This is a genomic window from Kineosporia succinea, assembly GCF_030811555.1.
GTDB classification, from domain to species: Bacteria; Actinomycetota; Actinomycetes; order Actinomycetales; family Kineosporiaceae; genus Kineosporia; species Kineosporia succinea.
This window is the reverse complement of the sequence record NZ_JAUSQZ010000001.1, coordinates 4,428,531-4,447,417: the sequence shown is the minus strand read 5'-3', so window position 1 is coordinate 4,447,417 and position 18,887 is coordinate 4,428,531. Positions and strand designations below refer to the sequence as shown.

The following is an 18,887-nucleotide window of genomic DNA, read 5'->3' as shown; positions in this document are numbered from 1 at the left end:
CGCCGGCCCCAGGTCGTCGGCGGCTCACACCTCTTCGTGCACCAGCAGTTCCTCGTCGGCCGCCAGCACGGCCAGCGCCAGCGTGCGGTACCCGACCTGCTCGAACAGCACGGTGATCCGGTCGTTCTCGTCACGCATCACCACGCCCGGCCCCCACTCGCGGTGACGCACCCGGTCGTTCGTGTCGAAGCGCGGGGCCCCGGCCACCACCGGCTCGTCGTCGTCATCGTCGGCCAGGCCCGAGCGGCAGTTGTCGCACGCGTCGCAGCCCCCCTCGGGGTTCTCGAACTCCTCGCCGAAGTAGCCGAGCAGGAACTCGCGGCGGCAGCCGGTGGTCTCGGCGTAGCCCCGCATCATCTCGACGCGGGAGCGGTCCATCCGGGTGTGCTCGGCGTCGACCTCGGCGGCCGCCACCACGGCGGCCGCGGCCGGGACCGCCACGTCGGTGTAGGCCAGCTGCGAGTCCTCGCCCACCTTCAGCGCACCGGCCTGCTCGAGCAGGTTCACCGCGTTGGTCAGCTTGGTGGAGGACAGGTCGAGCTCCTCCTTCAGCTGCGACACCCCCACCGAGCCGTCGGCGCGGGTGTGGGTCAGCACCGAGTCCGCCACCTGGGTCAGCGTGTCCTCGTCGGGCCCGCCGGAGGCGAAGAAGTTGCGCAGCGAGAGGTCTTCGGGGCGGTAGTACAGGCAGATCGTGGCGGGGGCGCCGTCGCGACCGGCCCGGCCGATCTCCTGGTAGTACGAGTCGATCGAGTCGGTCACGTCGGCGTGCACCACGAAGCGCACGTCGGGCTTGTTGATGCCCATGCCGAACGCGGAGGTGGCCACGACCACCTCGAGGTCACCGTCGAGGAACGCCTGGTGCACCTCCTCGCGCTCGGCCGCCTTCATACCCGCGTGGTAGGCCTGCGCCGTGCGCCCGGCCTGGCGCAGCTGCTCGGCGTACTCCTCGGTGGAGCGGCGGGTCGCGGTGTAGACCAGCCCGCTGCCCTCGAGCGAGGCCACCCGCTCGACGACCGCCTTCTCCTTGTGCCGGGCCTCGACGAAGCGCCGCACCTCGAGACTCAGGTTGGGCCGGTCGAAACCGGTGACGATGCGCACCGGGTCGTTCATGCGCAGCCGCTCGACGATCTCGGCCCGCACCGGCGGGGCGGCCGTCGCCGTCAGCGCCACCACGCGCGGGCGCCCGAGCGCCTCGACCACGTCACCGATGCGCAGGTAGTGCGGCCGGAAGTCGTGACCCCAGGCCGACACGCAGTGCGCCTCGTCGACCGCGAGCAGCGACACCTTCAGCTCGGCGAGCTTCTCCAGCACCGCGGCGTTGGCCAGCTGCTCGGGAGCGAGGAAGACGAACTCGGCGTCACCGGCCGTGAGCGTCTCCCAGGCCTCGTCGGTGCGGCCCCGGCTCTGCGCCGAGTTCACGGCCACACCGCCCAGGCCCGCCTCCTCACCGTGCCGGGCGAGGCCGGCCAGCTGATCTCGCTGCAGCGCGATGAGCGGCGACACCACCACGGTGGGGCCGTCGAGCATCAGCCCGGCGAGCTGGTAGACGGCCGACTTGCCGGCGCCGGTGGGCATCACGACCAGCACGTCGCGACCCTTCACCAGGGCCTTCACGGCCTCGGCCTGACCGGGGCGCAGACGCTGGAGTCCGAGCCGGGTCTTGGCCAGCTTGCGGATCTGGAATCCGAGGGGAGCCAACTTCACACGCCCATCCTGGTGGAAAGCGGGCAGGAGAGCACACTCGGCGCACTCCCCCACCCACCGTCATGTAGTCGTCACGTCACTGCGGGGCAGCGGGCGCTGCGGGTCCCTGGTCCAGAAACCCCGCGCGCGGTCCACCTTCCCCTCCGATCCGCCGGGCAGCACGTCGAAACCGGCCGCGCGCGGGCCCATCCTCCGGTCACCGACGACGGACGCCTGGACTCCCGGATGCGTCCCGGCCGCCGGCCGGTGACCTCCCGGGTCAGGACGGGACGACCCGGGAGGTCATGTACGGCGCGACGGCGGGCGGTTAGCGTCGGGACATGACGACGACGTCGCTCAGTCCGACGGCCCGGGACGCCGGGGGCATGATCCGCTGGTGGCGCGAACGGCGGCACCTGACCCAGCTGGAGCTGTCCGGTCTCAGCGAGGTGTCCACCCGGCACCTGAGTTACGTGGAGAACGGCCGCTCCCGGCCGTCGAGCACGCTGATCCTGCACCTGTGCGAGCACCTGAACGTGCCGCTGCGGCGCCGCAACGACATCCTGCTGGCCGCCGGGTTCGCCCCGGCCTACGCCGAGCACCGCCTGAGCGACCCGCCGCTGGCCGCGGTGAGCGCCGCCGTCGACGCGATTCTGGCCGCGCACGAACCGCTTCCGGCGATCGCGGTGAACCGGCACTGGGAGATGATCGCGGCCACCCCGGCCGTCGACGAGCTCACCCGCGGCTGCGCCCCGGCCCTGCTCGAACCGCCGGTGAACGTGCTGCGGCTCAGTCTGCACCCGGACGGCATGGCCCCCTCGATCGCGAATCTCGGCCAGTGGCGCGGACATCTGCTGCACCGGCTGGAGGGTCAGCTGACCGCGAGCGGCGACCCGGTGCTGGCCGCACTGCTCGACGAGCTGCGGGAGTACCCCGGTGGTGACGCCACCGCGTCCACCGACGTGCTCGTCCCTCTGCGCTACCGCCTGGGCGACACCGAACTGTCGCTGCTCAGCACCACCACCGTGTTCGGCACCCCGGCCGAGATCACGGTGTCGGAGCTGGCGATCGAGGCGTTCTACCCGGCGGACGCGGCGACCGCGCGCGCCCTGGGCGTGAACGCGTCACATCTGGCCTGAGATCTTGAAAGTGCGGGACGCGGCGACCAGGATGAAACCGTGCCGAACCCGTCGTACGGAACCCCGGAACCATCGAAACCCCCCGGGCCGGGCGGCATTCAGGACGAACGCACGGCACCGTCCTGGGGAACCCCGGGTGACGCACCGGCGAACCTGCCCGCCTACGGCACCCCACGCGTCCCTCAGCCCTCACCCCAGCCACCGATCAGACGTCCGCGCCCGAAGTTCACCCTGGGCGAGGACAACGAGAACTGGCAGGTGCCGCTGTCCATCGGACTCGGCGTCTTCGTGGTGGCCCTGATCGGCCTGGGGATCCAGCAGGCCGTGCGCGACCCGGGGCGGGACAACCCCGTCTGCCGGATGCTGCCCTCCGGCGACCTGAACCACGTACTCGACGGCGACGTCGACCACCGCGACGACGGGATCGACGACGACAGCTGCGCCTGGACGGTCGGCGACACCGTCGTCTCGCTGTCGTCGGGATCGCTCCGCAGCCCGAGCGGCGACCGGCCGGCCCCGCCGGTGGAGTACGAGAAGGAGCGGATCGAGGCCGGTGCGGCCGAATCCGTGTACGGGCTGGGCGAGTTCGCCTCCTGGACGCCTGTGCGGAACTCGCTGTACTGGTACACCGAAGACCGTACCTACCACCTCGTTCTCGACGGTGACGGGGCGTCGCTCGAGAGCGCCACCGCCCTGGCCGAGCGGATCCTGGCCACCACGGACGAGGCCCTAGGTAGGCAGTAGCCCCGGGTGGTAGGCCTGGATCCGGCCCTTGCCGTGGGCCTTCGCCGCGTACATGGCGACGTCGGCGTGCACCAGCAGGTCGTCGATCCCGACCCGGGGCGAGGCCATCGCCACCCCGATGCTCGCGCCCACGCTCAGCCCGCTGGCCACCTCCAGCACCGAGACCCCCACCACGATCCGCTCGGCGACCTGCTCGGCGACCTGCTGAGAGGTGTTGTGCAGCAGAATCGCGAACTCGTCACCGCCGAGCCGGGCCACCACGTCCAGGTCGGCCCGGGTCACACTGCGCAGCAACCGGGCCACCTGGTGCAGCAGCTCGTCGCCGGCCTGGTGCCCGAGAGTGTCGTTGACCTCCTTGAAGTCGTCGAGGTCGATGAACAGCACGGCCAGCGGACGCTCGTCGCGAGTACTGGTCAGGTGGGCCACGGCCTCGGTGAAGCCCTGCCGGTTGGCCAGGCCGGTGAGCCCGTCGGTGAGGGCCTGGACGCTGAGCTGGCTGTGCACGCGGCTGTTCTGGAAGGCGAGCGCGGCCTGGTTGCAGACGCTGCGCACCGCCGACAGCAGGTCGGAATCCAGCCGGTGCGGGTGGCCGATCAGGACGTAGGCCGGGCTGCCGTACCCCGGGAACGACAGCAGGTCCCAGACGCAGACCCGGCCGGCCGCCGCGTCCAGCGCCCGGCTCGCCACCTCGTCCTCGCGCACGATCGAGGCGTCCAGCCGTTCCGGAAGGGCGGGGAAGGAGCCCGCCGACCGGTCGACCACCAGCTCACCATCGAGGAGGTCGACCTTGAGCACCCTCAGTTCCGGTGCGGTGCCGACGATCCCGCTCAGGGCGTCCCAGGTGATCTGCCGGATGGCGACCGGATCGGTGAGGCCCAGCAACTGCGTCCCCTTCTCCGAGATCATCCGCTCCCGCCAGGCGGCCGCGTCGCGGGCCGCGCTCTCCTGGCCGGCCCGGAAGCCGGCCAGACCGCTGGCGACGTAACCGGTCATCCCGCCGAGCAGGAAGGCCCAGGCGTGCGGGTCGTCGGGCTGGCCCAGGTAGTGCGCGGCCGGGAGTTCCATCACCAGCGAGATCTCGAACAGCAGGACGCGCCAGACCACCCGGGGGCCGGAGTCGTAGAGGGCGCGGAACCAGATCATCGGGAAGACGAAACCGAAGGCGACCGCGGGCTCGTCCAGGCAGGCCATCACCCCGGTCAGGGCGGCGGCCTCGGCCACGTCGTTGAGCACCGTCACCCGGGAGAGCCGGTAGCTGAGCGTCCAGGAGACGAACAGCACCGTCAGGGCCGCGAGCAGGAGGCCCCGGTCGTCGCCGGAGGCCGCCAGCATGTGCGGCGTGGTGAAGGCGGTCGAGGCCAGGGTGAGCAGGCCGAACATCCAGCGCGAACGCGCCCGGGTGCTGTCGGACCGCCCGGTCCACGAAGCACCGTCCCCCAGACGCGTCCCCAATACTCCCCCAGCCCCTGTTCGTGGGTCCCCGCCGGGTTGTCGGCGAACGGGCGGACCGGCTTGAGCAGTGAGGCGATCTCGAGCCAGGACACGGACTCCAGCAGTCACGCGACGGAAGGGCTGAGACGTCCCTGAGAACGGGAACTCCCCTCGGACGGATCCCGAACGTAGCCTGTCCCCATGTTCCCGACCGTCTCCCGTGCCCGCCTGGCCTCATCACCCGGTCTCACCCGCCGGGCCGGTCTCGGCGCCCTGGTGACCGTCGCCCTGGCGGCCTGTTCCCGCGGCTCGCGCCCGTCGTCCTCCAGCACGCCCACCCCGACCGTCACCGACGGGCCGGGCTACACCCGTCACGCCGATCTCGCCTACGCCGACCCGGTCGGACGGGCGCACCTGCTCGACCTCTACGTGCCGTCGGGCGAAGGCCCTTTCCCGGTGGTCATTTTCCAGGCCGGGTCGGCGTTCGGCAGCGACGACACCAAGAACCTCACCACCGAGCTGAGCGGGGCGACCACCGCCGAGGGCCTGGCCGGGGCCTGGGCGCCGCACGGTTATGCGGTGGTCGGGGTGAACGTACGCAGCAGCAGCCAGGCGGTCTTCCCGGCCCAGGTGCACGACATCAAGGCCGCGATCCGTTTCCTGCGGGCCCAGGCGGGTGAATACGGTCTGGACACCGGGCGTTTCGCCACGATGGGCACGAGCAGCGGGGGCTGGGGAGCGGTGATGGCCGGGGTCACGGCCGGGAACACCGACCTGGAGGGCGATCTCGGCAATCCGGAGGTCTCGAGCGCGGTGCAGGCGGTGGTCGACCTGTTCGGCCCCACCGACTTCCTGCAGATGGACGCGCACCGCATCCCCGGTGGCCAGAAGCACGATCCGGCCTCGTCGCCGGAGTCGAAGCTGATGGGTTTCGCGATCCGGTCCGACCCCGAGGCCACCGGTCGCGCGAACCCGGCCGCCTACGTCACCGCGCAGGCGCCGCCGATCTGGATCGCGCACGGCACGAAAGACCCTCTGGTGCCTCACCATCAGTCACAGATCCTGTTCGCGGCCTACACCGACGCCAAGGCACGCGCCACCTTCACCCTGGTGCACGAGGCCCAGCACACGGACGCGTATCTCGGCTCCCCGGGCGACCTCTCGGTCACGGTGCACACGAGCGCCGACGGATCGGTGACCCGTTCCGACCGCCCGGCCCCGTCGTTCGACGTGATCCGCGCGTTCCTGGACGAGGCCCTGGGCCGGTGACCCTGCGATCCGCGTGAGGAGCTAGTCCCGCCAGAGCGTCCACTGCGGCGGGCCCGAACGCACGGCCAGATCACCCGTCACCTCGAAGCCGTGGCGGCGGTAGAACGACAGGTTGCGCTCGTTCGACGACTCCAGGTAGACCGGCAGGCCTCCCCAGCGGGCGAAGGCCTCGGCCATCAGGGCCGTTCCGTGCCCCTGCCCGCGGGCCCGGTCGCTGGTGCCGATCATCTCCAGGTACCAGTGGCCGGGCGGTAGTTGCTCGTGGGCCCGCTCGACCTCGCCGAGCCGTCCCAGCAGCCGGGGCAGGCGCAGACCGGCACCGCGCACCATGTGCGGGGCCGACCGCAGCACCGCCGGCAGAGGCAGCTTCCACTCCCCCGGCGCCGACCAGACGGCCACGGCCTGCCGGTCGAGGGTCGTGGTCACGTTCCCCCGGGGAATGCTGTGCTCGAGCAGCGCTCCGAACACCCGGCGGAGCCGGGTGTGGCGCCGGCGCTCGGGGATCATCCAGGTCCACAGGGGGTCGTCCGCGAAGGCGTCCGCGAGTGCCGAGGACAGGGCGGGCAGGTCGGCGGCGACGGCCGTTCGCACATCCATCGGCCCATTGTCACCATTCAGGGCAAACAGCGGACGACGCGGCACCTCGGACATCCCCCGGCGTGACGAACGAGCACGGCCTCCGGACTTGCCTTTGCCGACCGGGAGCACGGACGATGCAGACCGGGTTCAACGGGGGCAACCGGTGGAAAGGCGACGACGGCGATCATGGCGACGACCAGCGGGCGGAACCGCACCCGGGGCAGCGCGCCACGTCCGGCCGGCCGCCCCGAGGACTCCCGCGGCAGCTGGGGCGGGATGCTCTCGGCGCTGCTGGTGGCCGGGCTGATCTTCGCGGCGGCGATCATGCTGCACTACGGCGAGCTACCCTCGTTCCTGGCACCGGCCACGAAACTGGGCGCGGAGGAGACGATCGAGGGTGAGCTGCGCAACGGGCCGGCGGCGCAGAAGGTGACGCTCGTGGCCTCGGTGCCGGCCGCGCCCCGGGTGACCACCCCGAAGGAGCCGGCCGACGGGTCGCAACGCCTGGTCACGATCTCGGTGGCGGTGCGCAACGAGTCGGGCCTGCCGGTGCCGGTGGAGGGCGCGGGGCAGTCGCTGCGCACCGACATGGCGCACTCGTACGCAAGCACGACCGAAGACGTCGCGACCGTGGCAGCGGGTCAGTCGAAGACCGTCAAGCTGCGCTTTCTGGTGCCGCGCGCCGAGGACCCGGCCACCCTCACGCTGAAAGTGGCCGGGGAACAACGCCGGTTCGACGTCTCCTAAGCCACCCCGAGGGCCTGGAGCAGGGGCCGCATCTGCTCGGAGTCGAAGCGGCCGGTCAGCCGCACCACCTTCTCGTCGCGCACGAGCAGGGTGTCGGTGCCGTCGACCGCGACCGGGGTGCCGTCGGGCAGCGTGCCGGTGAACCGCAGGGCGATCGTGATCTCGTCACCGTCGGCGGTGATCTGCCGGGTCTCGGCGTAGTCGGGCATCAGTTTCACGAAGAGCTCGGCCCGCTGGGCCAGGACCTGCAGCAGGGTCGCCGACGGGTACACCCCGTCGTTCGGGTCGGGCGGCTCGTGCAGCACCTCGATCTCCTCGGCCACGACGCGGGCCAGCGCCTCACGCAGGGCCGTCGTACCGGTTTCGGATGCCTGAACCAGCTCACTCAGGACCGAGCTCATCGTCGTCCCCCAGAACCCCTCGAAAAGGTGCGGGTAACCAGCCTTCCCGACCGGCGCGTCCGAAATCAAGCACCCGCCGTCGGCCCTGAGCAGACAGCCCGGGCGGACGGCGGGGGCCCGATCTCGGTCAGGTGTCTCAGGAGACGACCGGCCACTCCGAGGAATCCCAGCTCAGGCGGTTGATGCCGAGCTTGGCGGTGCCGTTGTCGGCGCCGTCGTAGTAGTGGTAGACGAGCACGTCACCGTCGCCGTCCTGGATCAGCGACTGCCCGCCCGGACCGACGATCGTGCCGTGCGTGCCCAGGATCTGGGTGCCGCCGCCGTCGGTGAGGAGCTTGCCGGGCCGGTCCTTGTACGGGCCGGTGATGGTTTTCGAGCGGCCCACCGTGATCTTGTAGGTGCTGCTCGTGCCCTTGCAGCAGGCGTCCCACGAGGTGAAGAGGTAGTAATAGCCGGCGTGGTAGATGATCGCCGGGCCCTCGAGCGCGGTGTTGCCGGGACGTGCGGCCAGGCTGTGCACCGTGGAGCTGCTCGAGATGCGCTTACCGGTCGAGGGATTGAGCTCGATCATCTTGATGCCGGTCCAGAACGAGCCGAGCGAGAGCCACCACTTGCCACTGCGGTCGACGACCAGGTTGGGGTCGATGGCGTTGTGGTCGTCGCTGGTCGTGGTGGGAGTAGACCTTGCCCTGGTTGGTCCAGCTGCCGGGCTTGCCGGTGGTGCTGGTGGCCAGGAAGATCGCCGACTTGTTCTTACCGAACGACGAGGCCGCGTAGTACAGGTAGAACGTGCCGTTGCGGTACGACAGGTCGGGCGCCCAGAGGTTGCCGTTCGACGTGCCGGTGTACTCGTCCGTCCAGGTGGCGCTGCCGTTGGGGAACGCCAGGCCGGTGTAGGTCCACCTGGTGCGGTCGGTGGACGTGCGCAGGGCGAGACCGGGCGCGGTCGCGGCCAGCAGGTACGTGCCGTCCGGGCCCTTGACCATCGACGGGTCGTGCACGGCGGTGTTGCCGGACACCACGCCCGGGCCCGGGTACTCCGCGGCGCCGGCCGGGCGCAGGTGCAGCGCGGTGGGCACGACGGCGGCCGTGACCAGGGCCGCGGCCAGCAGCCCGGTCAGACGCCACCGGCGCTTTCCCGGCCGGAGTGAGAAGACGCTGGACATAGCACCTTTCCTGGTTCGTCAGGGGATCACGTTCTGGTCTCCAGGTCGGGTGGGGAGCGGCGCGGGTTGCCCCGGCGGGGATCAAATCCGGGTCAAGGCTGATCTCACGGGGGTGGTGGCACGGCGGGCTCCGACTTCTTGCGCACCTCGTCGACGGCGGACGCGGTGGTCGCGGTCTCGGGCTCACTGACGGTGCGCGTGTAGCGGGCGATCTCTTCCGGCGAGCGGCCGGGGGCGGAGAACACCAACGTCCGGCCCACCACCTGCAGCCGGGTCGACGACTCCATCACGTCGACGTGCGGCACGTTGGCACACCCGATCTCGGTGGACGCGCCGGACGTCATCTCGAAGGTCCCGTCGGCCTCGAGGTGATAGGTGCCGCGCTGCTCGTTGCACCCGTCGCCGGCCTGCCACTCCTCGTCCCCGAAGGTCAGATAGGCCTTGTCGTAGGTGGCTTTTCCGAACGCCGAGACGGTCCACCCGGTGATCCGCGACGGGTACCAGGTGCCCCGCACGCTCTCCCTCACGTCCGCACCCGGGGTGACCGGGTCGTCCCCACACCCGGCGAGCGCCAGCACGACGCACGCTCCCAGCCAGATCATTCGCTTCATGGGGATCCTCCAAAACCCGGCACCTCCCCTTGGACGTCCCAGGGGAGGTGCGGGTTCCGGCGGTGCCTGCCGGGTGCTGGTCGGATGTCTGTCGGGTGGCTGATCGGGTGGCTGATCGGGTGGCTGATCGGGTGGCTGGTCGGGTCGTTATCGGGTCAGGAGGGACGTGGTGCGCCCGTTCGTGGAGATGGCGGTGACGGTGCGGCCGGCCAGTTCGGATCCGGTCGGGACCGCGACCGGGGTGGCGGAGCCGGCGGCCGTGCCGTTGCCCAGGTTGCCGTAGGTGTTGGTCGTGCCCCAGCAGGCCACGGTGCCGTCGGTGGCGAGTGCGCAGCCGGTGGCCGAGTACGGGCTGCTGGCAACGTATCCGGTGGTGACCTGGGTGATGACCTTGCCCTTCAGCGCGCCGGTGGCGTCGACGGCCACGGGGAAGGCGCTGTTGCCGGTCGAGGCGGTGCCCAGCGGGCCGTAGCCGTTGTAGCCCCAGCAGTAGGCCGCGCCGTCGGCGACCGCGCAGGAGGAGTAGCTGCGTGAGTCGATGCCGGTCACCGTGCGGCCCTTGAGCACGCCGGTCGTGTTCACCGCGACCGGTACCGAGCTGGTGTCGGTGCTGAAGTTGCCCAGGCCGCCGTAGGCGTTGTAGCCCCAGCAGTAGGCCGCGCCGCTCGCGATCACGCAGTTGTGCAGGTAGCCGGTGCTGAGGTCGGTGACGGTCTTGTCCTTCAGCACGCCGGTGGTGGTGACGGCGACGGGCAGCGTGCTGAGCGTCGTGGAGCCGTTGCCGAGCTGGCCCCACTTGTTGTCGCCCCAGCAGTAGACCTTGCCCTCGGCGAGGGCGCAGGTGTGGCCGAGCTGGGTGCTGACGCTGCTGACGGTCTTGCCGTCGAGGAGGCCCGCGACGCGCACCGGGGTGGTGCTGGCGGTGGTGGTGCCGTTGCCCAGCTGGCCGGTGCTGTTGGCGCCCCAGCAGTACGCGCTGCCGTCGGCGACCGCACAGGTCTGACGCACGCCGGCCGAGACGTCGGTGACGGTCTTGCCGGTCAGGAGGCCGCCGACCGCGGTGGGCGACAGGGCGGAGGCGGTGCTGCCGTTGCCGAGCTGCCCGTCCGGGTTCGTGCCCCAGCAGTAGGCCGTGCCCTCGGAGACGGCGCAGGTGGCGTACTCGCCGACGGACAGGTCGCTGATGGTGCGCGGGGCCAGCGGGTTGTCCTTCTCGAGCATGCCGGTCAGGCCGGGGTGGGCGACGGTGTCGGTGGCTCCGGTGAGCAGCTGGCCACTGCCGTTCCAGCCGGCCGAGACCAGCGACCTGGACGTGGCGGGCACGGCCGGTTCGGCCGGTTCCGGGGTGGGGACCACGGTGGGCTTCGGGAGAACCGAGGCCACCAGCGAGCTGACGCCGGTGCCGGCGGCGGTGATCGCGGCCACGCTGACCTGGTAGGCGGTGCCGTTGGTGAGGCCCCCGACGGTGGCCTGGGTGTCGGCCACGCGCTGCACGATCTCCTGGCCGGAGGCGGTGACATAGGTGAGGAGGTACCCGGTGACGGGTGCCCCGCCGGTCTGGGCGGGGGCGTTCCAGTGGGCGGTGAACTCACCGTCGCCACCGTCGACCGCGAGGTCGTCGGGGGCCTGGGCGACGGTGAGCGGGGTGGCGGTCACCGGGTCGGTGGCGGCACCGGTGCCGGCCGCGGTGACCGCGGCCACCCGCACCCGGTAAGGCTTTCCGTTGGTGAGGCCGGTCACCGTGGTGTCGGTGCCTTCGAGCTTGCGGACGACGTCAGCACCGGTTTCCGGGGTGGCGGTGACCACGTACCCGTCCACCGGGGCACCACCGGTCTGGCGGGGAGCCTTCCAGCTCGCGGTGAAGCTGCCGTCGCCCGGGTCGACCGAGACACCGGACGGGGCCGACGCCAGCGTGAGCGGCGTGGCCGTCAGCGTCTTCGAGGCCGGGCCGGTGCCGGCCGAACTGGTGGCCGACACCGTGACGGAGTAGCTGGTGCCGTTCACCAGACCGGTCAGGGAGTTGCGGGTGCCGGTGACCGTCTTGCTGCGGGCCGACTGCCCGGATGCCGCGTAGGTCAGCGTGTAGCTCGTGACGGCCTTCTTAGACGACGGAACATCCCACGTCAGATCCAGTTTCGCGTCTCCCGCGACCGCGTCCACCCCGGTCACCTGGGCCGGGAGCTTCGCCGCCTGGGCGGCTGCGGCCTGCGCGGCGGCCTGTTCGGCGGCGCGCTGGGCGGCAGCCTCGGCCGCCTGCTTGATCGCCTCGAAGAGGTCGGACAGGAAGCCGCTGCTCTTGTAGGTACTGCTCGTACTGGCCGCCTTCTGCGTGGTCTTCGTGACGAAAGCCACTGGTACCGCGACATCCTGGCCCGGATCGGCGGTTGCGTCCGCCGACAGCGCCACGGTCGGCGCTCCGGACGCGGGCCCGGTGGCCCCGGTCGAGAAAGAGTTCGTGCTTGCCGCGAACGCGGTGACGGCGACCGCCGTTACCGCTGCCGAGGCCACTGATCGGCGTAGACGCATGAAAGTGGGCTCCTGACAAGGTGATGCGCCCCGGAACGCTCCGGGATGAGGGAGTTACTTGAGAGTACACAGAGCATCACCCTCTGTGATGAGACCGGGTGGGTGATCGTTCGGCTTGACCTTTCCGGCTAATCGCATTAGCTTTTAGCTAACAGCATTAGCCAGTTCGGACACGGAGGTCACCATGACGCAGTTCCTCGAGGTAGACGGCGGCACCCTCGCCTACGACGTGCACGGCCAGGGCCCGCTCGTGGTGCTCGCCCACGGCATGGGCAACAGCCGCCAGGCCTACCGATTCATGGTTCCCGAGCTGGTCGCCGCCGGTTACCAGGTCGCGAACCTCGACCTGCGGGGCTGCGGTGAGTCCAGCGTCGACTGGCCGTCGTGGTCGCGCACCGACATCGCCGGCGACATCCTCGCCCTGGTCCGGCACCTCGGTGGGCCGGCGGTGCTGGTCGGCCACTCGATCGCCGGCGGGGCCGTCACGATCGCCGCCGCGCAGGCTCCCGAGCTGGTGACGGCCGTGGTCGAGCTGGCGCCGTTCACCCGCGCGCAGGTGTTCAAGGTGTCCGACCTGAAGGTCTCGCGGGTGCGGCGCGGTATGACCCGCCTGATCGGCATGGCCCTCCTGGGCAGCACCACACAGTGGAAGAAGTACCTGGAGGTCGCGAATCCCGGTGTCCGACCGGCCGACTGGGACAGTCACCTGGCCGAGATCGAGGCCTCGCTGCGCGAGCCGGGCCGGATGAAGGCCCTGCAGAAGATGGGGCAGACCACTCCCGCCGACGCGGGGGCCCAGCTCGGCAACGTCCGCTGCCCGGTGCTCGTGATCATGGGCACCGACGACCCGGACTGGGGTTCCCCGCAGGCCGAGGGTGAGGCCGTGGTGGCCGCGCTGCCCGAGGGACTGGGCCGGCTTGAGATGATTCCCGGGGCGGGCCACTACCTGCACACCCAGTACCCGTCGCAGGTGGTCTCCCTGATGCAGTCGTTCCTGGAGGAAGCGCGTGCCTAGGGCCGGACTCGACCCCACGGCAGTGGTCGCGGCCGCTGCCGCCCTGGCCGACGAGATCGGCTTCGCCAACCTCACCATGGGCCTGGTCGCCGAGCGCGTCGGCGTCCGGACCCCCTCGCTCTACAAGCACATCGCCGGCCAGGACGACCTGAACCGGCGCATCGCGATCCTGGCCGCGACCGAGTCGGCCGACGTCGTGGGCCAGGCGGTGCAGGGTGTGGCCGGCCGGGACGCCCTGTTCGCCGCCGCACGGGCGTTCCGCGAGTACGTGGTGACGCACCCCGGCCGGTACGCGGCCACCGTGGGGGTGGAGAACGACGGCGCCGACAGCCCTCTGACCCAGGCCGCCAACCGGTTGCTGGCTCCGCTGCGGGCGGTGGTGCGGGCCTACGACATCGACGAGGAACAGGAGGTGCACGCCCTGCGCACGCTGCGCAGCCTGCTGCACGGGTATGCCACGCTCGAGGCCGGACGCGGGTTCCAGTGGGCCACGGACGTCAACGAAAGCTTCGACTGGGCCATCGATCTCATGGACCGTGGCCTGCGCGGCATGGCTCGCACCTGACGCTGCTTCCGGCCGCTGTTTTCCAGCCGCCGTTCTCCGGCCACCGTCTTTCCGGCCGCCGTCTTTCCAACCGCCGTTTTCCGGCTGCCGTTCCCCGGCCACCGTTCCCCGGCCACCGTTCCCCGGCCACCGTTCCCCGGCCACCGTTCCCCGGCCACCGTCTTTCCATCCGCCGGCTCTTTAGCCGGATCCCCGGGATCTCCGGAGGCAGGGGTTCTTGTTTCTGAATCGGTCGGACGATGCATAAAGTCCAGGCGGCCAAACCTTACGATTCGTCTGACCGCACCAGACAAGCCCTTCCCCCGCCAACTGCGCACCCCGATCCGGCCGACAGCTCCCTTGCACCAACAGCACTCAGCTGACGACGATGAGACATGCCACCCCGTGAGCTCATCACGACCCTGCACCACTGGGAAGGCGCCGGCGGCACCTGGCAGGTGGTCGGGCGCACGGCGCAGTCCGTCACCGTCGCCCTGTGCCGCTGCGACGGCGGCGAGGAGGTCGAGCGCGTCACGTCTCATGACGCGCTCGACATGGCCACCCTCGCCGGACGCAACGGCAGCTCGGACGACGTCTAGCCAGCGACCAGCCCCACCTCCAGCCCCACGTCCAGCCAGCGGTCAGCCCCACCTCCAGCCAGCGGTCAGCGCCGCCGGGCCACCGTCAGGGCGACCAGGTACTGCCCACCACCGGAGTCGCTGGAAGCCGTCACCGGCAGGTCGGGCGCCAGGCGGGAGAAGCGGTCTTCGAGCCACTTCGCCGCGGCCTCCGCATCGCCGCGGTCGGGGCAGCGCGCCACGATTTCCCGCCCACCCTTACGGAACAGCCGCTCCGCCACCGTCAGCAGCGGCGCCGGCTCGATGACCATCAGGTCGTCCGGCCACGCGATGACCGGCGTCACTGCACCCTTCTTGGTGTTGCACGCCCGGTGGGCCAGACGCTCGGCACCGGCGAAGTCACGGCCCACTTTCGCGCGGGGCTTGGCCGTGCGGGCGTCGACGCTGGGACCGCGGTCGTCGTTCACCGAGGCGTTCGGATCCACCGGCTCGTCGCACACCCAGCAGCGCCAGCCGTCCTGGTCACCGACGTCATCGAGTTGACTCATGGATGTCACCGTAACGGGCCTTCAGCTCCGCCGGGGTGTAGCGCGTGGCCTTCCGGTGCCACTCGAGAATGCCCGACATCCAGTTCTTGAGGTAATCCGCATGCCGCCTCAGGGCGTCTCCCGCCGCGTCCGCAAGCTGTAGCTCTTCGATCAACGCGGGCAGATCGTGGTCGGCGATGAGCGTGAACTGCTTCATCCGGGCCGTCATCAGGTCGTTCACCAGACGCACCGCCTCGAACCGATCGGTGCCCAGGAACTGCTCCAGCACGAAGACCAGGTTGTGCACCTCGCCCTCGACCTCGATCTCCTTCTGGTACGAGAACACGTCGTTCAGGAAGCAGGCGTAATCCTGTGCGGCCGTGTCCAGTTCGCGCAGCACCCGATGGTCGAACAGCTCCGGCGGCACCACCTCGGCGTGACTGAACCGGGACAGCGCGATCGTGAGGTCGGAACCGAACGTGCGACGCCGCATCTCGACGTAGTCGATCGGATCGGGTACCCGCTGCTGCACCTGATTGGCCAGCTCCCAGATCCAGCTGCCCGTCATCGAGCGGATCGCCCGGCGCAACCCGGCCCGCGCCGTCATCGGCATCGGCCCCGCCGTGCGGGCCCACAGATCGGCCAGCCCCCGCTCGAGAGGATCGAGGGGTTCGGGGGTGTCGGTGCCGTCGAGCGGCATGAAGAGTCCCAGACGAATGTGGGACGCCTTGGCACCAGCGAGATTGTTGGTCACACCGAAGGCGACGGGAAAGTAGTCGTCTCCGTACGTGCCCCAGGACAGCCAGTCGGACGTCAGGTCGAGCTGCTCGGCCGAGGCATCGGGATGGATCATCGCCGCGCAGTAGGCCAGGTCCATGCCCACGAACCGGCCCGGCTGCCAGACCCCGCCGGGCCCGAACATCCCCATCCGTTCGGACCATTCGAGGTTGTGCCGCCGCGCACCCTCGAGATGGCCGCTCACACGCACCGGATAGGGCATGTGGAAGTCGGGCAACGGGAGCGGCCCCACCGGCGCGAACCGCATGTGCAGGAACTGACGGGCCCGCACCGGGGTGCCCGTACGACCCAGCAGCGCCGCCGATGCCCCCCACCCCGTCGGACCGGTCGGCAGCGACCAGGCCGCCGTCTGCGCACCCGCGTTCATGTAACGACTGGAACGGGCGTGCCATTCATGGCCGCCCGCCTGCCAGTCCTGCAGACCTCGCACGTAGGACGAGACCGCGAACACCTCGTCGGGCAGCGCCGCGTTCTCGGCCAGCAGCGCGGGCACCTCGGTCAGCGCGGTGTTCTCGAACTGCTGAAGCCGGGAGGTGAGCAGATCGTTGGTGAGCTCCGCCGACCGCTGCGTGGCACATCCCAGGAACCGCTCGAAAACCAATACGGCATTGGAGTTCTCCCCCTCCTCCTCGACCTCACGCTGGTAGGAGAACAGGTCGTTGCGCAGGTGCACGGCGTCGGAGAAGGTGTCGCCGAGCACTCGCAGCGCCCGCCGCCCCGCCAGCCGGGGCGGCAGCTCTGCGTTCACCACCTCGATCAGGTTGGCCGACCACGGCGCACCCCCCACCCGGCGGCGCATCTGGATGTACTCGATCGGGTTGGCCACCCGCCCGGCGTCGATGTTCTGCAGCTCCCACATCGACTCGACCAGCAGGTTGTGAGTGCTGGTGATGAACCGGCGCCGCCAGGCCGGCGACATCGACGGCGTGGTGCGTGCCCACAGGTCGGCCAGCCCTGCCTCGGCCGGATTCTCCGGCTCCGCATCGGGCCCCCCTTCGGCCGGCATGAACCGTTCGAGCCGGTCGAGGTAGACCCGGGCGCCCTTGAGATCCCGCGAATACTTGAAGATTTCGAGGAAGTGGTCGTCGAAGAAGAAGACCCACACGTACCACTCGGTGATCAGATCGAGCATCGGCGCATCGCAGTCGGGATGGGTGTAGCCGCACATCAGCGCGTAGTCCATGCGGGCCAGCGCCTCGTCGTCCCAGACCCCGGCGTCGAGCATGCCCATGCGCCGGGCCCAGGTGGTGCTGTGGGCTCGGGCGTGCTCCACGTTGGGATTGAGGCGCGCGGGATGGGGCAGGTAGAAGTCCGGAAGAACGAACGCCTGGGCGGACTGGACCGACACCGGATACCCCCTGGAATCAGGAACTCTCACCGTGGCCGAGCACGACCACCGGGTACGACCGACGCAACGTTGTCGTCACGAGCAGTAGTGATTAGACCCGCTCCGGACCGGAACTGTCCAGTCCGATACGTAACCCGCCAGTTCGATCGTATGAGTCAAAATCCCAGCGGGAACACCGGTTTCATTTCACCTGGCGGATCACCCCGACACACCGCATCCGGGTTGCCGAACGGTCCGGATTCGTTGTTACATGTTCCAGGTCGGCACACAGCGTGACGCCATCCGGCGGCATCCACATCGCTGCGCCCGCCCGTCTCCCGGCGCCATGTTCCCCACGACCGTCCCGAGGTAGGAGAACCATGACTGTCAGCCAGCCGCTCGAGCCGGACACCACGTCCTTCATCGACCCGCGCACCAGTCTCGACGTCGCCGCGGCCCGAAACCTGGCCACCACCACCAAGTCCGCGCCCCAGATGCAGTCGATCACTTCACGCTGGCTCCTGCGGGTGCTGCCCTGGATCCAGGCCGACGGCGGGGTGTTCCGGGTGAACCGGCGCGCCTCGTACGCCCTCGGTGACGGGCGGGTCCAGTTCATCAGCGAGGGGGCCCAGGTCCGGGTGATCCCCCAGGAACTCACGGAGCTGCCGCTGCTGCGCGGGTTCGACGACGAGCCGGCCCTCACCGCTCTCGCCTCCCGGTTCGAGCAGCGCGAATACGCGCCCGGCGAGATCCTCTTCGCCGCCGGTGCCCCCGCCGACACCGTGGGTCTCATCGCCCACGGCAAGGTGCAGCGCGTGGGCGACGGGGTCTACGGTGACGAGACCGACCACGGAATCATCGCCGACGGCGACCATTTCGGCGGGCACGTACTCGCCGACTCCACCCAGACCTGGGAATACACCTTGCGGGCGCTCACGGCGGTCACCGTGCTGCTGCTGAGGCGCCAGTCGTTCGACGAGCTGAACGGTGAGGCCGGCGGCCTGCGGGCGCACATTCAGCGCCGCACCCTCGAGGCGTCGCGGCCGCAGAACGAGCACGGCGAGGCCTCGATCGACCTGACCTCCGGCCAGCACGGCGAATACCAGCTGCCCCAGACCTTCGTCGACTACGAACTGGCGCCCCGCGAATACGAACTCAGCGTCGCCCAGACCGTTCTGCGGGTGCACAGCCGCGTGGCCGACCTCTACAACAAGCCGATGAACCAGACGGAAGAGCAGCTGCGCCTCACCGTCGAGGGGCTGCGCGAGCGGCAGGAGCACGAGCTCGTCAACAACCGCAGCTTCGGCCTGCTGCACAACGCCGACCTGTCGTTCCGCCTCCAGGCCCGGCAGGGCCCGCCCACCCCCGACGACTTCGACGAGCTGCTCAGCCTGGTCTGGAAGGAGCCGTCCTGCTTCCTGGCCCACCCCCGCACGATCGCCGCGTTCGGCCGCGAGTGCACCCGCCGCGGCGTGTACCCACAGCTCAGCGAGTTCTTCGGGCATCAGGTGCCGTCGTGGCGAGGGGTTCCGGTGCTGCCCTGCAACAAGATTCCGATGAGCTCGTCGCGCACCAGCTCGGTGTTGCTGCTGCGCACCGGCATGGAGAACCAGGGCGTGGTCGGGCTGCACCAGACCGGTCTTCCCGACGAGCTGCAGCCCGGACTCAACGTGCGGTTCATGGGCATCGACGAGAAGGCGGTGATCTCGTACCTGGTCAGCGCCTACTACTCGGCCGCCGTGCTGGTGCCCGACGCCCTCGCCGTGCTGGAGAACGTCGAGGTCGGACGGGAGAGCTGA

General features: G+C 70.3%; 16 protein-coding genes and 1 pseudogene. 8 read left to right on the top strand and 9 right to left on the bottom strand.

What is annotated here, in order from left to right; all coding sequences use genetic code 11:
* Positions 1 to 24: 24 nt before the first annotated feature.
* Positions 25 to 1,707, bottom strand: coding sequence for a RecQ family ATP-dependent DNA helicase (locus J2S57_RS19320; RefSeq protein ID WP_307244956.1), 1,683 nt, complete (start codon positions 1,705 to 1,707; stop codon positions 25 to 27).
* A gap of 320 nt (positions 1,708 to 2,027) precedes the next feature.
* Here J2S57_RS19320 and J2S57_RS19315 point away from each other — a divergent pair, with 320 nt between their 5' ends.
* Together J2S57_RS19315 and J2S57_RS19310 are read left to right on the top strand one after the other, a co-directional pair.
* Complete coding sequence (locus tag J2S57_RS19315) at positions 2,028 to 2,825, top strand: helix-turn-helix domain-containing protein (RefSeq protein WP_307244954.1); 798 nt, start codon at positions 2,028 to 2,030, stop codon at positions 2,823 to 2,825.
* Positions 2,826 to 2,864: 39 nt separating this feature from the next.
* The gene (locus J2S57_RS19310; RefSeq protein WP_307244952.1) at positions 2,865 to 3,569 is read left to right on the top strand and encodes a hypothetical protein; all 705 of its coding nucleotides are present in this window, start codon (positions 2,865 to 2,867) and stop codon (positions 3,567 to 3,569) included.
* Here J2S57_RS19310 and J2S57_RS19305 read toward each other — a convergent pair.
* A complete protein-coding gene (locus J2S57_RS19305; protein ID WP_307244950.1) occupies positions 3,555 to 5,021 on the bottom strand; it encodes a GGDEF domain-containing protein in 1,467 nt (488 codons plus the stop codon). The two genes, J2S57_RS19310 and J2S57_RS19305, sit on opposite strands and share 15 nt — an antisense overlap.
* 180 nt (positions 5,022 to 5,201) lie before the next feature.
* On the opposite strand from J2S57_RS19305, the gene J2S57_RS19300 reads away from it, so the two are divergent.
* Positions 5,202 to 6,269 carry an alpha/beta hydrolase gene (locus tag J2S57_RS19300; protein ID WP_307244948.1) on the top strand — a complete coding sequence of 356 codons (1,068 nt, stop codon included), beginning with the start codon at positions 5,202 to 5,204 and terminating at the stop codon, positions 6,267 to 6,269.
* Between the two features lie 21 nt (positions 6,270 to 6,290).
* Here J2S57_RS19300 and J2S57_RS19295 read toward each other — a convergent pair whose 3' ends face one another.
* Entirely contained in the window at positions 6,291 to 6,866 is a 576-nt protein-coding gene (locus J2S57_RS19295) for a GNAT family N-acetyltransferase (RefSeq protein ID WP_307244947.1), read from the bottom strand.
* A gap of 168 nt (positions 6,867 to 7,034) precedes the next feature.
* Here J2S57_RS19295 and J2S57_RS19290 point away from each other — a divergent pair, with 168 nt between their 5' ends.
* The gene (locus tag J2S57_RS19290) at positions 7,035 to 7,595 is read left to right on the top strand and encodes a hypothetical protein (protein WP_307244945.1); all 561 of its coding nucleotides are present in this window, start codon (positions 7,035 to 7,037) and stop codon (positions 7,593 to 7,595) included.
* On the opposite strand, the gene J2S57_RS19285 is transcribed toward J2S57_RS19290, so the two are convergent.
* The 4 genes and pseudogenes from J2S57_RS19285 to J2S57_RS19265 form a co-directional block, all read right to left on the bottom strand.
* Positions 7,592 to 7,996: a nuclear transport factor 2 family protein gene (locus J2S57_RS19285; RefSeq protein ID WP_307244943.1), complete on the bottom strand. Its 405-nt coding sequence runs from the start codon at positions 7,994 to 7,996 to the stop codon at positions 7,592 to 7,594. The two genes, J2S57_RS19290 and J2S57_RS19285, sit on opposite strands and share 4 nt — an antisense overlap.
* Positions 7,997 to 8,132: 136 nt before the next feature.
* Positions 8,133 to 9,162, bottom strand: a pseudogene (locus J2S57_RS35380) (arabinan endo-1,5-alpha-L-arabinosidase).
* A 104-nt stretch (positions 9,163 to 9,266) separates the two neighbouring features.
* Positions 9,267 to 9,773, bottom strand: coding sequence for an META domain-containing protein (locus J2S57_RS19270; protein WP_307244938.1), 507 nt, complete (start codon positions 9,771 to 9,773; stop codon positions 9,267 to 9,269).
* Positions 9,774 to 9,920: 147 nt separating this feature from the next.
* A complete protein-coding gene (locus J2S57_RS19265) occupies positions 9,921 to 12,125 on the bottom strand; it encodes a fibronectin type III domain-containing protein (protein WP_307244936.1) in 2,205 nt (734 codons plus the stop codon).
* A gap of 358 nt (positions 12,126 to 12,483) precedes the next feature.
* Between J2S57_RS19265 and J2S57_RS19260 the strand changes: the two genes are divergently transcribed.
* From J2S57_RS19260 to J2S57_RS19250, 3 genes are all read left to right on the top strand, one after another.
* Positions 12,484 to 13,314 (top strand): alpha/beta fold hydrolase, encoded by an 831-nt coding sequence (locus J2S57_RS19260; RefSeq protein ID WP_307244933.1) that lies wholly within the window; start codon positions 12,484 to 12,486, stop codon positions 13,312 to 13,314.
* 22 nt (positions 13,315 to 13,336) lie between these two features.
* A complete protein-coding gene (locus tag J2S57_RS19255) occupies positions 13,337 to 13,879 on the top strand; it encodes a TetR/AcrR family transcriptional regulator (RefSeq protein ID WP_370882677.1) in 543 nt (180 codons plus the stop codon).
* Between the two features lie 374 nt (positions 13,880 to 14,253).
* The gene (locus tag J2S57_RS19250) at positions 14,254 to 14,457 is read left to right on the top strand and encodes a hypothetical protein (protein WP_307244928.1); all 204 of its coding nucleotides are present in this window, start codon (positions 14,254 to 14,256) and stop codon (positions 14,455 to 14,457) included.
* Between the two features lie 65 nt (positions 14,458 to 14,522).
* Here the strand turns inward: J2S57_RS19250 and J2S57_RS19245 are convergent, their stop codons facing one another.
* Both J2S57_RS19245 and J2S57_RS19240 read right to left on the bottom strand, forming a co-directional pair.
* Positions 14,523 to 14,984, bottom strand: a complete 462-nt coding sequence (locus tag J2S57_RS19245; RefSeq protein ID WP_307244927.1) for a hypothetical protein — start codon at positions 14,982 to 14,984, stop codon at positions 14,523 to 14,525.
* Complete coding sequence (locus J2S57_RS19240) at positions 14,968 to 17,109, bottom strand: terpene synthase family protein (RefSeq protein WP_307244925.1); 2,142 nt, start codon at positions 17,107 to 17,109, stop codon at positions 14,968 to 14,970. Before J2S57_RS19240 ends, J2S57_RS19245 begins: the two co-directional genes overlap by 17 nt.
* A gap of 359 nt (positions 17,110 to 17,468) precedes the next feature.
* Between J2S57_RS19240 and J2S57_RS19235 the strand changes: the two genes are divergently transcribed.
* On the top strand, positions 17,469 to 18,887 hold the full coding sequence (locus tag J2S57_RS19235; RefSeq protein WP_307244922.1) for a family 2B encapsulin nanocompartment shell protein: 1,419 nt from the start codon (positions 17,469 to 17,471) through the stop codon (positions 18,885 to 18,887).

Coding starts and splice junctions, on each gene's coding strand:
- J2S57_RS19315 (WP_307244954.1), top strand. CDS start 2,028: ATGACGACGACGTCGCTCAGTCCGACGGCCCGGGACGCCGGGGGCATG.
- J2S57_RS19300 (WP_307244948.1), top strand. CDS start 5,202: ATGTTCCCGACCGTCTCCCGTGCCCGCCTGGCCTCATCACCCGGTCTC.
- J2S57_RS19295 (WP_307244947.1), bottom strand. CDS start 6,866: ATGGATGTGCGAACGGCCGTCGCCGCCGACCTGCCCGCCCTGTCCTCG.
- J2S57_RS19290 (WP_307244945.1), top strand. CDS start 7,035: ATGGCGACGACCAGCGGGCGGAACCGCACCCGGGGCAGCGCGCCACGT.
- J2S57_RS19285 (WP_307244943.1), bottom strand. CDS start 7,996: ATGAGCTCGGTCCTGAGTGAGCTGGTTCAGGCATCCGAAACCGGTACG.
- J2S57_RS19270 (WP_307244938.1), bottom strand. CDS start 9,773: ATGAAGCGAATGATCTGGCTGGGAGCGTGCGTCGTGCTGGCGCTCGCC.
- J2S57_RS19260 (WP_307244933.1), top strand. CDS start 12,484: ATGACGCAGTTCCTCGAGGTAGACGGCGGCACCCTCGCCTACGACGTG.
- J2S57_RS19250 (WP_307244928.1), top strand. CDS start 14,254: ATGCCACCCCGTGAGCTCATCACGACCCTGCACCACTGGGAAGGCGCC.
- J2S57_RS19245 (WP_307244927.1), bottom strand. CDS start 14,984: ATGAGTCAACTCGATGACGTCGGTGACCAGGACGGCTGGCGCTGCTGG.
- J2S57_RS19235 (WP_307244922.1), top strand. CDS start 17,469: ATGACTGTCAGCCAGCCGCTCGAGCCGGACACCACGTCCTTCATCGAC.